Consider the following 14,063-nt stretch of genomic DNA (forward strand, 5'->3'; position numbering starts at 1 on the left):
AAGTTTAAAAAAACATTTTGATGAATTTTATCCCCAATTAGAAAAAAGAGCTGATAAAGGAGTAACTCCTTATAATCTTAGAAATTGTGCTTATTTAGATGAATTTGAAAAGGAAAAGATAGGTTGGCAAAGAATAACACAAGAGCCAAGTTTTATCTTGGAAAGAGAATGTATTTTGTTAGACTCTATGGCTTTTATGGTAGCAAATTCTAAAAATGAACTCAAATATCTTTTAGGGTTTTTAAATTCTAGTTTGATATTTTATTATTTTAAAAATATAGGACATTTGTATTCTGACAAAGGTTTTTTATTATCAAATCAATATGTAGAAAAATTTCCCATTCCAAAAATAAATTCTAAAAATCAAAAAACAGCCGATGAGCTTGTCAATTTAGTGGGTGCCATTTTAAATTTAAAAGAGCAAGATAAAAACGCAAACACCCAAGAACTTGAAAACAAAATCAATTCTTTAGTCTATAAACTCTATAATCTTAGCGATGATGAGATAAAATTAATAGAACAAAATTTAAAGGAGCAAAGATGAAAATACGCGTGTATTATGAAGATACCGATGCGGGCGGGGTGGTGTATCATAGTAATTATTTGAAATTTTGTGAAAGGGCTAGGAGTGAAATTTTTTTCAATAAAAAAGTGGATATTTTTAATGCTTCTAAGGGGCATTTTTTGCTAAGAAGGGCAAATTGTAATTTCTTAAGACCCGCAAGACTTGGCGACATCCTAGAAATTCAAACAAAAATCACAAAAATCAAAAGTGCTTCTGTGGAACTTTCGCAAGAAATTTATAAAGAGAGCTTGCTGCTTTTTAAAATGGATTTAACCCTAGCCTTTGTAAGAGAGCAAAAACCTGCCCCAATGGGATTGCAATTAAAAAAACTTTTTGAAGAATTATTTTAATTCTTCAAAACTTGCTTCTTTGCCTTGCATAAGACGCACCCCATAAGACACTTGAGAATTTTCAATTTTTTCATCAAATAAACTATTGCTTTTTTTGTTTAAAAATTCCGTATAAAAATAATCCACTCCTATACTTGTAGCATAGGCAATCCAATTATAGTCTATGCTTTGATTAAAAATTTCATTAAGATAAACAAGAGTATCGTCTTGATTATGAATGGAATTAGCGATAATGAAATTTTCTCTATCGCCTTGCTGAGTAAGGCTTAAAAAGGTTGGATTATAATTGATTTGAGTGGATAAAAGCACAAAAGGACGGATATTGTAAATTCTTAATTGTGAGCTTGTTAGGGCTGTTTTGATTAAGGGAGTGTTGAAAAATATCGAAGCGTTATTAAGACCCCCTTGAGCTTTTAAAAGCCTGTTAAAATCAAGCTTTTCTCCTTCTAGGGTGTAAATTCTAGCGTTTTGATTTTGGCTTAATATGCTTGAATTTAAATTGCTAGATAAGGCAGAAGAGTCGCTAAAGATAGCGATATTATCATTTGCTTTTTTCAAAAGCGTGGCAATTTGAGCGTCATAATCTATGCTTCCAAAAATGATATTTGGGTTTGAAATTTGGACCTTGTTTTTATGGATAGTGGGGATGAAAATTTTCATAGAACCTGAGTAGTTTTTTAGCTCATTAACACCCTTTAGAGTAAAACCCGCTATGGCATACTGGTATCCTTGAGCTTGAGCTTGACTAAGTGCTGATTGAATTTGGCTACTTTCTTCTGTCCCTGTTAAAAAAACCTTCACTCTAATTTCTGCCCTTTGTCTTAAAAGATAGGCTATGCTTGAGTTAATCAGGGTGCTTGAGTAGCTTTTAATGGTTTTTTCAGGGATAATAATGGCAAGTTTGACCGAAGTGATTTTTAAGAGATTGTTTTCAAAATCCGTAATGGAATTTAAAAGTTTGGCATAAACATTGGCTAAAAATTGGTCGCTTTGCTCGCTAAATTCACTTAAAAAACTAAGATATAATCTTCCTTCTAAAAGCTCAAAAAGACAAGAAGCACTGCAAGTTTGAGTGCTTAATTTGGGATAAAAATTTTCAGCCACTTTTACATCGACTAATTTCTGCTCTTTTGCGTAAAGCAAACAGCAAAATAGAAAAAAGGTCAAAAATATTTTTTTCATAAAAATCCTTTAATTTTTTTTAAATCCTGTATGAAATTTTTCTCATAGCTTGGGTTTTTTTCTATAAAATCCAAATCATAACTTGGCATTATAAAAAAATTGTGATAAGCAAAAATTTCGCCTTTTAAAATATGGAAATCCTTAAACCCTAAGCTTTTAAAAGCGTATTCTCCTAGACAAAGCAAAAAAGTGGGCTTGATTAGCTTTAGCTCATTTAGAAAAAAAGGCAAACAAGATTGTAGCGAAAAATCATCAAATTTTCCATTACAAAAACATTTAAAAAGATAAGAAAAATAAAAATCTTCATCGCGAAGTCCTAAATTTTCGTATAAATAATGTTTTAATTTTTCGCCTTTTTTGGAGTTGAGTAAAATTCCACTTTCATTTTCGCTTTTTGTAGCGAAAGTATCAACAATGAGTAGTTTTACTTTTTTTATATCTTTTTCCATTAGGCTAAATTGGCGTGTTTTAGAAAAAGAGCAGAGCGTGCAAGATGATATGAGTTTTTTTAAATCCTTGAAATTTTGTGCTTGCTCGGGGCTTTTTGTGGGTGTATTTAAGGGCGTATCGATGAAGCTAAAACCCATAGCTTTTAGATAATAAAGAGAGCGTATCATTTAGCTTGGCTTTTGCGTTTTAAATTGAGTTTTAATTTTGGCTTGTTAGCTTTTAAGCTTTGCATTTTTGACCCTTGAAAAAATAATTTTGAAATTTAGCAAAATTACCCTTAATCAAAAGCAATTTATAAGTAAGATTAAGATAGAATACCAGCTTATTTTATAATTTTTTAAGGAAAAATCAAATGAAAAGAACTTACCAGCCACACGGCACTCCAAGAAAACGCACTCACGGCTTTCGTGTTCGTATGAAAAGCAAAAATGGTCGCAAGGTAATCAATGCAAGACGCGCTAAAGGTAGAAAAAGACTTGCTGTGTGAGGAATTTTGATAAATTTAGCACCAGTGGGGAATTTGCCTCTGTATATAAAATGGGTAAAAAATGGCACTGTGAGGGTGTAATCATTTTTTATCTTAGTGGTTATGAAAAAAAAATAGCCGTTGTGGCTAGTAAAAAAGTTGGAAAAGCAGTGCTTAGAAATCGCTCAAAACGGATTTTAAGGGCTTTGTTTGCTAGATTTGAAAAAAATCTTCAAGCGGGTAAATATATTTTTGTAGCTAAAAGCGAAATCACCGAGCTTTCTTTTTCTAGCTTGGAAAAAAATCTAAAATGGGGACTAAGAAAACTAGAATGTTTCAAATAATATGCCTAAAAATACTCCGTTTTTATCAAAAATTCTTAAGCCCTTTAAAACCCTCTGTTTGTAGGTATTATCCTAGTTGTTCTGAGTATGCGCTTTGGCAGTTTCAAAAAAAGAATCTTTTTTTGGCTTTTTTTTCTACTTTTTTTAGAATTTTAAGGTGCAATCCTTTTTTCAAAGGGGGCTTTGATTATCCTAGAATTTCTAAGAATTTCCATACTATGAATTTATGCTTTAAGCCTATATTTTTGGCACAAAAGCAGCTTTATTTTTTATATATACCTTATAAAAACAAAAGTTTTTATCTTGTAAAAATTATCTTTAAAAGGACAAATCAGTGAATAATTCAAATAATATTTTTCAGCAAAAACGCATACTTTTGGCTGTTGTGCTTTCTTTTTTATTTTTTATTGTGTATGATTATTTTTTCATTCCTAAGCACCCTTTAAAAACAGAGCAAAATATCACACAAGAAAAGACACAAAATGCCAGTGTGAATAATACTCCTAATATACAAAATACCCCTACGCCAAATACAGATTTACCTTCGCAAAATGCTGTGATAGCTAAGGTTGAGAGTGCGCATTTTGAAGCAGTTATTGATTCTTTGGGTAGAATTTCTGCCTTTTATCTTAAAGACAAAAAATACCAAAATGACAAAGGCGAATTTATCAATCTTGTTAGCAAGGAAAATAGTCCCTATCCTTTAGAAATGCGTTTTAGCGATACAAACATAAATTCACAAGCCTTTAAAACCCCTTATATCGCAAGTGCTAATAAGCTTTTTGTGGATGAAAATGGAAGTGGGGTTTTAAAGCTCACTCAAAAGCTCTCAAGCTTAACCGTTGAAAAAGAACTTATTTTTTATCCTAAGGGAAATTATGAAATAAATATAAAGCTCACTCAAAATGCGACTTATTTTATCAGTCCGGGTTTTCGCCCTAATATCGCTGTGGATAGCTATACAGTGCATGGTGCTTTGGTGATGGACGATAAAGATACCATTCATACCTATGAAGATGGGGATGTAGAAAAAGATGAAAGCTTTAATAATGCCCTTATGACTTCGGCTTTTGATAGATACTATGCGACTTTCTTTTATAATTTTGACAAGCCTCTAAATGTAGCCCTTAGCAAGGATGCTAACAACAATCCTTTGATTTTTGCTTATAGTGATAATGAATTTAAGGCAGGGGGCTATATAGGCTCTAAAGAGCATGTGATTTTAAGAAGCATAGACCCACGCCTTGAAGCTGTTGTTGAGTATGGTTGGTTTACTTTTATAGCCAAACCTATGTTTGAGTTTTTGAATTTCTTGCATCAGTATATAGGAAATTGGGGCTGGGCTATAGTAGTGATGACCCTAATCGTGCGAATTATTCTTTTCCCGCTTACTTATAAGTCTATGATTTCTATGAATAAGCTTAAAGATTTAGCTCCTAAAATGAAAGAACTAAGGGAGCGTTATAAAGGCGACCCGCAAAAAATGAATATGCATATGATGGAGCTTTATAAAAAACACGGAGCCAATCCAATGAGTGGGTGTTTGCCTATACTCTTGCAAATTCCTATTTTCTTTGCTATTTATAGGGTTTTGCTAAATGCTATTGAGTTAAAAGCGGCTCCTTGGGCTTTGTGGATACACGATTTATCGGTGATGGACCCTTATTTTGTCTTGCCTATTTTAATGGGAGCTACGATGTTTTTACAACAGCTTATCACTCCTATGACCATACAAGATCCTATGCAGGCTAAGATTATGAAATTTTTGCCTGTGATTTTTACCTTTTTCTTTATCACTTTCCCTGCGGGACTTACGCTTTATTGGTTTGTGAATAATCTTTGTTCTTTGGTGCAACAATGGGTGATTAATAAAATTTTTGCCAAAGAGCATGCTAAAAAACAAGGGGAGCAAGAAAAATGAAAATCGAAGCCATTGACCTTCAAAGTGCTTTAACCGAAGCTTCAAGGAAGTTAGAATGCTCTGTGATGGATTTAGAATATGAAATTATCCAGCATCCAAGAAAGGGTTTTTTGGGTTTAGGAAGAAAAAAAGCCATCATAGAAGTGAAGGCTAAAAAAAGAGTTTTCAAAAAAACTCCTAAAAAAGATTTTTTAAATTCAAAAAATCACAAAACACACTCGCAAGAAATCAAGCCCTTAGAAGCGAATTCTTATGAAATCAAGCCTTCTTTGGAGCAAGAAAATGAAAGTAAAAATGAGAAAAATCAAACTCAAAAATACGCCGTTAAAAGCGAAGCTATTTTTGATAGTTTTCACAGGGGAAGTAGGGCTAAGAATGAAGATATTTTAGAAGAGATTCGCGTTCAGCTTGTAAGACTTTTGGAAAGTTCGCAGTTTAAAATAGGGCTGAGCGAGCTTAAAATGTATGATGAAAATTGTGTTTTGATTTGCTTAGATGGCGAAGATGCTGCTTTGATGATAGGCAAAGAAGCACATCGTTACAAGGCTATTTCTTATCTTTTGCATAATTGGATTAATTTAAAATACAATCTTCTAGTGCGTCTTGAAATCGCTCAATTTTTAGAAAATCAAACTCAAGCTATGCAGCTTTATTTGCAAGGTGTTATTGAAAAGATTAAAACTCAAGGACGCGGACAAACTAAGCCTTTAGATGGGGTTTTGATTAAAATTGCTTTAGAACAATTAAGAGCTGAATTTCCAGACAAATATGTAGGAATCAAGCAAAATAACGAGCAAAGATTTGTTGTGATAAATGATTTTTTAAAAAAAGATGAATGATACCATAGCAGCCATTGCCACAGCTTATGGCGTGGGTTCGATTTGTATTGTGCGACTCAGTGGAGAAAAAGCCTTAAAAATTGCTTTAAAGCTTAGTCGTAAAAAAAATCTCACTCCGCGTCAGGCTATTTTCACAAAACTTTTCAATCAAAATAATGAGCTTATAGACGAAGCTATAATGATATATTTTAAAGCCCCTTTTAGTTTTACAGGCGAAGATATAGTGGAATTTCAAACTCACGGAGGATTTAGTGTGAGTGAAATTTTGCTTGAAGAGCTTGTGGGTTTAGGTGCTAGGCTTGCCTTAGCGGGGGAGTTTAGCAAAAGAGCGTGTTTAAACGGAAAAATGACTCCTTTAAAGGCTTTAAATATACAAGAATTGATACTTTCAAAATCCGCATTAGCAGCTAAAATCATAGCACGCAATCTGCAAGGAAAATTAGGCGAGCTTTTAGAAAAAATTCGCACAGATTTGGTTAAAACCTTAGCCTTTGTAGAAGTTAGCATTGATTATGCTGATGATGATTTACCAAGCGATTTACTAGAGCAAATTGCTAAAATGTGTGAAGAAAACGCTAAAATTTTAAAAGAAATTTACACCCTATCTCAAAGCAAAAAAGGACTCATAGAAGGTTTTAAAATCGCCATCATAGGTAAGCCTAATGTAGGCAAATCTTCGCTTTTGAACGCTTTGCTTTCTTATGAAAGAGCCATAGTTTCAGATATAGCAGGAACGACTCGTGATACCATAGAAGAAAGCTTTAAGCTTGGCACACATTTATTACGCATTATCGATACAGCAGGCATTAGAGAAAGTAAGGATAGTATAGAGCAAATGGGCGTAGCCTTAAGCAAAAAAAGTCTTGAAGATGCGGATATTATTTTAGCTGTTTTTGACGCTTCAAGAAAGGAAGATGAAGAAGATGAGAAAATTTTTGAATTACTGGCAAATACGGATAAAAAAATCTTTTGGATTTTAAACAAAAATGATTTAGAAAGGGTTTTTAAAAATACTCAAAATAAAAATTTTATCAAGCTTAGCGCTCAAAAAGACCTAACTTTGTTGAAAAAGCAATTACAAAATTATCTTAATTCTTTTGATAGTGAAGGTATTATGGTGAGTTCTTTAGAGCTTATTCAATCTTGTAAAATTTCAAGCGAAGCGATTTTTAGAGCTAAAGAACTTTTGAAAGAAAATTCCTTAGAGCTTTTTGCTTTTGAGCTTAATTTAGCCCTTAGCGAACTTGCAAAATTTACCAAAGATTTCCAAAGGAGTGAAATTTTAGATGAAATGTTTGGTAATTTTTGCTTAGGAAAATGAAAGGATAAAGATGGATAAACAAACCATAAAAGCACACAAAATTAGCGATGAAGAATACGCACAAATTTTAGAAATTTTAGGGCGTGAGCCAAATTTGCTTGAACTGGGTGTAATTTCTGCGATGTGGAGTGAGCATTGCTCTTATAAATCCAGCAAAAAATACCTTCAAGGTTTTCCCACAAAAGCACCTTGGGTGATACAAGGACCCGGAGAAAATGCAGGAGTGATTGATGTAGGTCAGGGTATGGCGGCGGTTTTTAAGGTGGAAAGTCATAATCATCCTAGCTTTATCGAGCCTTTTGCAGGTGCGGCTACGGGAGTGGGGGGAATTTTGCGTGATGTTTTCACTATGGGTGCAAGAGTGGTTGCGGGTCTAAATTCCTTAAAATTTGGCAATATCCACGATGAAAAATGTGGCAAACATCAAAAATACCTTGTTAAAGGTGTAGTGAGTGGAATTTCACATTATGGAAATTGTATGGGAGTGCCAACTATAGGCGGAGAATGTGCTTTTGATGAGTGTTTTAATGGAAATATCTTAGTCAATGCCTTTGCCTTAGGGCTTTGCAAAAGTGAAGAACTTTTTTACGCTAAGGCTGAAGGAGTGGGAAATCCTGTTATTTATGTGGGGTCAAAAACAGGGCGTGATGGACTTGGCGGGGCTGTGATGGCAAGTGATAGCTTTAATGAAGAAAGCAAGTCTTTGCGTCCAACCGTGCAAATTGGCGACCCTTTCAGTGAAAAACTTCTTATGGAAGCTTGTTTAGAGCTTTTTAAAACAGATTATATCGTAGGTATTCAAGATATGGGTGCAGCGGGGCTTACTTCAAGTTCTTTTGAAATGGCAGGAAGAAGTGGGAGTGGTATGAAGCTTTATTTGGATAAAACTCCTATGCGTGAGAGTGCTATGACGCCTTATGAGCTAATGTTAAGTGAGTCTCAAGAAAGAATGCTTATTTGTGCTAAAAAAGGCTGTGAAGATAAGGTTATAGAAATTTTCAAAAAATGGGATTTAGATGCTGTGGTGATGGGCGAAGTTACGGATACGGGAAAAATGGAGCTTTTTTGGCAAGGTGAGCTTGTAGGGCTTATACCTATCGAGCCTTTAAGCGAAAAAGCACCGATTTTAAGCCGCCCTTTGAGTGAGCCAAAGTATTTAAGCGAAAATAAAAACTACAAATTTGAGTTAAAAATAAGCACCAAAGAACTTTTTATCCAAATCTTGCAAAATGAAAATGTAAATGATAAAGCCTTTATTTATGAGCAATTTGATTCTAGCGTGCAAACTAATACCCTAAAAGCAGATGGAGCCTTAGGTGCTAGTGTTATTCGTGTTAAAGAAAATGGAGCGGGTGTGGCTATGGCTATGGAGTGCAATTCGCGTTTAAATTATATTAGTGCTAAAATAGGAGCGGCTTTGGCTGTGGCAGCTGCCGGTAGAAAAGTAGCTTGCACGGGTGCTAAACCCCTAGCCATAAGCGATTGTTTAAATTATGGCAATCCGCAAAATCCTGAAGTGATGTGGCAATTTGCGCAAGGGTGTGAAGGCATTAAAGAAGCGTGTAAGGAGTTAAATACTCCCGTAGTTAGTGGTAATGTTTCACTTTATAATGAAAGCGAAGGACTAAGCATTTATCCAAGCCCTACCATAGTGAGCGTGGGTGTTTTAGAAGATGCGAATAAAACCTTAAAAGCCAGTTTTGATAAGGAAAATTTAAGCATTTATCTTTTAGGGGAAAGTTTTGGGGAATTTGGGGGTTCTTTGGCTATGAAAATACAAGATAAAAAAGTATCAGGCACACTTAAAGAGTGTGATTACAAGGCTGAACTTGCACTTTGGAATTTGCTTTTTAAGGCAAATCAAAATTCTTTGCTTGAGTGTGCTAATAGCGTAGGAATTGGGGGTATTGCTATAACTTTGGCAAAAATGTGTGCGATTTCTAATGTGGGACTTGAGTTAAAAAGTGGTTTTGATGATGAGAAAATGATTTTTGATGAGAGTGCAAGTCGTGCCATAGTGGGAGTGGAAAAAGAAAACGAAGAGGCTTTTTTAAATTTGGCTAGAGAATTTGGAGTGAAGGCTTATAAATTAGGCTTAAGCACGAAGGATAAGCGTTTTAAGCTTGATAATATTGATTTAAGCAAAAAAGAGCTTGATAAGCTTTATTTTGAAAGTTTTAAAGAGCAAATTCAATGATTTTAGTTTTGATTATACTCGCTATTTTGGCGTTTTATTGGTATTATAAGACTTGGGGAAAACAGGATTTTTTCAACTCAGCCACAAAAGGAGCTAAAGGCTTTGCAAAGGGCTTTGTCCGCGGGGTTATGGAAGAAAGAATAGATGAGTTTAAAAGGCGTATGAATTATTATGTTATCGCACTTCTAGCCAAAATTGCAAAAAGTGATGGCAGGGTAAGTGAAAATGAAGCAGAGTTGATTAAGGAGCTTTTGAATGCAAATGCCAAAGATGATAAAGAAAGAGCGTTTTTAAAGGCAAGTTTTAATGAACACAAAGAAAATTTAAGCGATGCTTTTTATGTGGCAAAAGACTTTTTAAAAGAAGTGCCTTTGCCTAAAAATGAGCGTTTTAATGTTTTGCGTGTGCTTGTGTTTATGGCTTTAATCGATGTAGATTTTAATGACAAAAAGCGTGAAATTTTAGAACAAATCGCTAGGGCTTTTGATATAGCAAAAAGTGAGCTTGATGCTTTTATTTCTAGTCTTTCAAATTTAAAAAGCACGAGAGAGGGATTAAGTTTAGATGAAGCTTTTGCTATTTTAGAACTTCCAAATACTGCGGATTTAAATGCAGTGAAAAAACAATACAGAGCCTTAGCGAAAAAATACCATCCTGATATTTTAAACGCAAACAAGGTTAGCGAAGAAGAGCTTAAAAGGGGAGTGGAAAAATTCCAAAAAATCAATGAAGCGTATGAAAAAATCAAACAACATTTAGAAAGGTAAAAATGAGAGCATTATTGAGTGTAAGCGATAAGGAAGGTATAGTTGAATTAGCCAAGGAGCTTGAAAATTTAGCTTTTGAAATCCTTTCAACAGGGGGGACTTTTAAGCTTTTAAAAGCTAATGGCGTTAAGGCGATAGAAGTGAGTGATTTTACAAAAAGTCCTGAGCTTTTTGAGGGACGAGTAAAAACCTTGCACCCTAAAATTCACGGAGGTATTTTGCATAAAAGAAGCGATGAAAATCATACAACACAAGCTAAGGAAAATGAAATTTTAGGCATCGATTTGGTTTGTGTGAATTTATATCCTTTTAAAAAAACAACAATAATGAGTGATGATTTTGATGAAATTATTGAAAATATTGATATAGGAGGACCCGCGATGATAAGAAGTGCGGCAAAAAATTACAAAGATGTGATGGTGCTTTGTAGTCCTCTTGATTATGAAAAAGCGATTGAAACTTTAAAAAAGGGTGAAAATGATGAGAATTTTCGCTTGAAGTTGATGATAAAGGCTTTTGAACATACGGCAAATTATGATGCTTATATTGCAAATTATATGAACGAACGCTTTAATAATGGCTTTGGAGCAAGTAAATTTATCGTAGGGCAAAAAGTATTTGATACCAAATATGGAGAAAATCCACATCAAAAAGGTGCTTTATATGAGTTTGATGCTTTTTTTAGCACGAATTTTAAAGCCCTTAAGGGTGAAGCGAGTTTTAATAACTTAAGCGATATGAATGCGGCTTTAAATTTAGCAAGTAGCTTTGATAAAGCTCCTGCTGTTGTTATAGTCAAGCACGCAAATCCTTGCGGTTTTGCCATAAAAGAAAATTTAATTCAAAGTTATACGCACGCTTTAAAATGCGATAGTGTGAGTGCTTATGGTGGTGTGGTTGCGATAAATGGAACTCTTGATGAAGCTTTGGCAAATAAAATCAATGAAATTTATGTAGAAGTTATTCTTGCGGCGAATGTTGATGAAAAAGCTTTGGCGGTGTTTGAGGGTAAAAAACGCATTAAAATTTTCACTCAAGAAAGTCCTTATTTACTTCGTAATTTTGATAAGTATGATTTTAAGCATATTGATGGGGGATTTGTGTATCAAAACAGCGATGAAGTAGCCAAAAACGAGCTTAAAAATGCTAGTTTGATGACCCAAAGAGAAGCCAATGAAGAAGAGTTAAAAGACCTTGAAATTGCTATGAAAATCGCAGCATTGACTAAGTCAAATAATGTTGTTTATGTAAAAAAGGGCGCTATGCTTGCCATTGGTATGGGTATGACAAGCAGAATCGATGCTGCAAAGGCGGCTATTTCTAAAGCCAAAGAAATGGGGCTTGATTTGCAAGGCTCTGTTTTGGCAAGTGAAGCGTTTTTTCCTTTTAGAGATAGTATAGATGAAGCGAGTAAAGTGGGAGTAAAAGCCATAGTAGAACCCGGTGGCAGTATAAGAGATGATGAAGTAGTAAAGGCTGCTGATGAATATGGTATGGCACTTTATTTTACAGGAGTAAGGCATTTCTTGCATTAATAAATTCTCATTTTCACATAAAGTTTAATAAAAATTAAATAAACTATGTGTAAAATGTTTCTAAAAATTTCTGTTTTTAGGAAGTTATAATGTTTAAAAGTATAGGTTTTAAGGTTTCTGCTGCGATTTTTGTTGTATTGTTAATCAGTTTTATCATAATGCATATTATTTTGAATTTAGATTTTAAAAATACTGCGGATAAAATGAGTAGGGCGAATTTAAACACCATAAGCACTTCTGTTTTTCAAACGATGAGAATGGCTATGAATTTAGGCGACCCTGAAAAAATTCAAGAAGCCATCAACGATGCAAAAGCTATAGATGGCATTAGTGATATTAAGATTTATCCTTCAAAGGATACCATAGAGCTTTTTGAAATGAAAACCCCGCAAATTTCGAATGATAAGCGTATTGCAGAGCAGTTTTTGAATCCTAAAGTTCAAGCTTTGGAAGAAGATGCAAATGGAATTATACATTTAAGACTGATACGCCCTTTGATTGCCGATGAAAGTTGCGTAGCTTGTCATGTGAATGCAAAAGTAGGTAGTGTGATTGGGGTTATGGATATATCACATTCTTTAGAGAATGTTCAAAGGGATATTAATAGGACTAGTCATTCTTATATTATTATCTTTACTATTGCTTTGATTTTCACTCTTTGTGTGGTTCTTTTAATGCTTAAGCTTGTTGTTGGTAAGCCTGTTTTGGAGCTTTTAAATCACGCTAAAGAATTAGCTCAAGGAAGTGGAAATTTAAAGGCGCGTATTTCGGTAAAGGGTCAAGATGAAATCGCTTTGGCTTGTAGATATATTAACCAATTTATTGAGAAAACTCACAAGGCTGTCAGAGGAGCAAGTCATAATTCGAAAAATGTGGAAAAACAAAGCAGTCTTCTAAATTCAAACGCTCTTTCTTTGAGCGAAATCAGCTCACAAAGCCATAAGCAAATAGACCAGAGCTTTAAACTCGGTGCAAATGTTGGCAATGAGTTGGGTAATCTTGCGAGCTTATCAAATCAGGCAAATGAAGCCAATGAAAAATCTTTTTTGTTATTAGAGCAAATGCTTCAGTCTTTATTTAATGTTGCTAATAAAGTATCAATGGTGTCTGAAAATGAAAGCGAATTAGCTAAAAAAGTAGAAAATATGGTAAATCAAGCAGGAAATATACAAAAAGCAACCCAGATGATGGATGAGATTGCCGATAAGACCAACTTATTGTCTTTAAATGCGGGTATAGAAGCTGCTAGAGCGGGTGCTTTTGGGAGAGGTTTTTCTGTGATTGCTGAAGATGTTAGGAGTTTGGCTCAAAGCAGTGAAGAATTTCTAGGAAGCGTAGCACAGATTACAAAAGAACTTTTACAAAGCATTAATGAAGTTAGTGCAGAGTTAAAGAAAAATGCTCAAAGTGTGCAAGCGTTAAATGAAGACACCACCTTGCTAGTTAATGACGCTAATGAAGTTAAACTATGCAATGAAGATGCCAGAACCTTGGTAACTCAATGCACGGAAAAAATTAAAATTTCTCAAGAAAACATACAAAATTTACTTTCTCACATGCAAGAAAATGTCGAAGTTAGTGAAAAGAATGAAGAAATTTCTAAAATTTTACTTCAGGTTGCAGATGAGTTAAAAATAGTATGTCATAATCTTGAAAACGAACTTAATCAATTTCAAATTTAAAGGAAATATTATGAAAAAAATTCTTCAAATTGCTTTAGCTGCGGCTTTTTTTGCAGGTTGTGCGAGTAATTCAGTCAATTCAAATTCTACAAAAAGCGTTGAGCTTACACAAAATCAGCCCTTGCAAATAGAAAAAATTATAGTCAAAGGTAAAATGCTTGAAGCTAAAAATGCAGAAGAAATTCCAAACATTAGCTTTGATAAAAATAAATTTTACGGCTATGCAGGGTGCAATCGTTTTTTTGGCTCTTATCAAAATAGCGGGACTTCCTTGCAGTTTGAAGGTGCAGCTTCAACTCAAATGCTTTGCCATCCTTTAGATGTAATGGATTTTGAAAATTCTCTTCTTTCGAATTTAAAAGGGGAATTTAAAATGACAAAAGAAGACAATAAGCTTATTTTAAGCAGTGAAAATATGACAATTTATTTCAAATAAAAGGGCAT

The 14,063-nt window shown here is 34.0% G+C and carries 15 protein-coding genes; 13 read left to right on the top strand and 2 right to left on the bottom strand.

All coding sequences use genetic code 11. The features are described 5' to 3' along the window. Positions 1 to 544, top strand: a 544-nt coding sequence (locus tag ACLL8X_RS03225; RefSeq protein WP_411989510.1) for a TaqI-like C-terminal specificity domain-containing protein, incomplete at its 5' end; no start/stop codon positions are given. Then, on the top strand, positions 541 to 915 hold the full coding sequence (locus ACLL8X_RS03230) for a YbgC/FadM family acyl-CoA thioesterase (protein WP_411989511.1): 375 nt from the start codon (positions 541 to 543) through the stop codon (positions 913 to 915). The genes ACLL8X_RS03225 and ACLL8X_RS03230, both read left to right, overlap by 4 nt. On the opposite strand, the gene ACLL8X_RS03235 is transcribed toward ACLL8X_RS03230, so the two are convergent. Together ACLL8X_RS03235 and ACLL8X_RS03240 are read right to left on the bottom strand one after the other, a co-directional pair. Then, positions 907 to 2,097, bottom strand: a complete 1,191-nt coding sequence (locus ACLL8X_RS03235) for a hypothetical protein (protein WP_411989512.1) — start codon at positions 2,095 to 2,097, stop codon at positions 907 to 909. The genes ACLL8X_RS03230 and ACLL8X_RS03235 overlap by 9 nt on opposite strands. Then, positions 2,094 to 2,714, bottom strand: coding sequence for a uracil-DNA glycosylase family protein (locus ACLL8X_RS03240; RefSeq protein ID WP_411989513.1), 621 nt, complete (start codon positions 2,712 to 2,714; stop codon positions 2,094 to 2,096). Before ACLL8X_RS03240 ends, ACLL8X_RS03235 begins: the two co-directional genes overlap by 4 nt. 185 nt (positions 2,715 to 2,899) lie before the next feature. Here ACLL8X_RS03240 and rpmH point away from each other — a divergent pair, with 185 nt between their 5' ends. The 11 genes from rpmH (at position 2,900) to ACLL8X_RS03295 (ending at position 14,055) form a co-directional block, all read left to right on the top strand. Beyond that, on the top strand, positions 2,900 to 3,034 hold the full coding sequence (gene rpmH / locus ACLL8X_RS03245) for a 50S ribosomal protein L34 (RefSeq protein WP_087723277.1): 135 nt from the start codon (positions 2,900 to 2,902) through the stop codon (positions 3,032 to 3,034). Next, the gene (gene rnpA / locus ACLL8X_RS03250) at positions 3,031 to 3,357 is read left to right on the top strand and encodes a ribonuclease P protein component (protein ID WP_411989514.1); all 327 of its coding nucleotides are present in this window, start codon (positions 3,031 to 3,033) and stop codon (positions 3,355 to 3,357) included. The genes rpmH and rnpA overlap by 4 nt, the downstream gene beginning before the upstream one ends. Further along, positions 3,354 to 3,695, top strand: a complete 342-nt coding sequence (yidD, locus tag ACLL8X_RS03255) for a membrane protein insertion efficiency factor YidD (protein ID WP_411989734.1) — start codon at positions 3,354 to 3,356, stop codon at positions 3,693 to 3,695. The genes rnpA and yidD overlap by 4 nt, the downstream gene beginning before the upstream one ends. After that, a complete protein-coding gene (gene yidC, locus ACLL8X_RS03260; protein ID WP_411989515.1) occupies positions 3,692 to 5,278 on the top strand; it encodes a membrane protein insertase YidC in 1,587 nt (528 codons plus the stop codon). Before yidD ends, yidC begins: the two co-directional genes overlap by 4 nt. Beyond that, complete coding sequence (locus tag ACLL8X_RS03265; protein ID WP_411989516.1) at positions 5,275 to 6,117, top strand: Jag N-terminal domain-containing protein; 843 nt, start codon at positions 5,275 to 5,277, stop codon at positions 6,115 to 6,117. The genes yidC and ACLL8X_RS03265 overlap by 4 nt, the downstream gene beginning before the upstream one ends. Further along, on the top strand, positions 6,110 to 7,438 hold the full coding sequence (gene mnmE, locus ACLL8X_RS03270; RefSeq protein ID WP_411989517.1) for a tRNA uridine-5-carboxymethylaminomethyl(34) synthesis GTPase MnmE: 1,329 nt from the start codon (positions 6,110 to 6,112) through the stop codon (positions 7,436 to 7,438). Before ACLL8X_RS03265 ends, mnmE begins: the two co-directional genes overlap by 8 nt. Positions 7,439 to 7,448: 10 nt before the next feature. Next, entirely contained in the window at positions 7,449 to 9,635 is a 2,187-nt protein-coding gene (gene purL, locus ACLL8X_RS03275) for a phosphoribosylformylglycinamidine synthase subunit PurL (protein ID WP_411989518.1), read from the top strand. Further along, entirely contained in the window at positions 9,632 to 10,402 is a 771-nt protein-coding gene (locus ACLL8X_RS03280; protein WP_411989519.1) for a DnaJ domain-containing protein, read from the top strand. The genes purL and ACLL8X_RS03280 overlap by 4 nt, the downstream gene beginning before the upstream one ends. Positions 10,403 to 10,404: 2 nt before the next feature. Beyond that, entirely contained in the window at positions 10,405 to 11,937 is a 1,533-nt protein-coding gene (purH, locus tag ACLL8X_RS03285) for a bifunctional phosphoribosylaminoimidazolecarboxamide formyltransferase/IMP cyclohydrolase (RefSeq protein ID WP_411989520.1), read from the top strand. Between the two features lie 89 nt (positions 11,938 to 12,026). Further along, positions 12,027 to 13,619, top strand: a complete 1,593-nt coding sequence (locus ACLL8X_RS03290; RefSeq protein ID WP_411989521.1) for a methyl-accepting chemotaxis protein — start codon at positions 12,027 to 12,029, stop codon at positions 13,617 to 13,619. A 10-nt stretch (positions 13,620 to 13,629) separates the two neighbouring features. Further along, positions 13,630 to 14,055: an META domain-containing protein gene (locus tag ACLL8X_RS03295; protein WP_411989522.1), complete on the top strand. Its 426-nt coding sequence runs from the start codon at positions 13,630 to 13,632 to the stop codon at positions 14,053 to 14,055. Positions 14,056 to 14,063 lie beyond the last annotated feature (8 nt).

Origin of the sequence: Campylobacter parajejuni (genome assembly GCF_046764905.1) — a bacterium.
GTDB lineage: Bacteria > Campylobacterota > Campylobacteria > Campylobacterales > Campylobacteraceae > Campylobacter_D.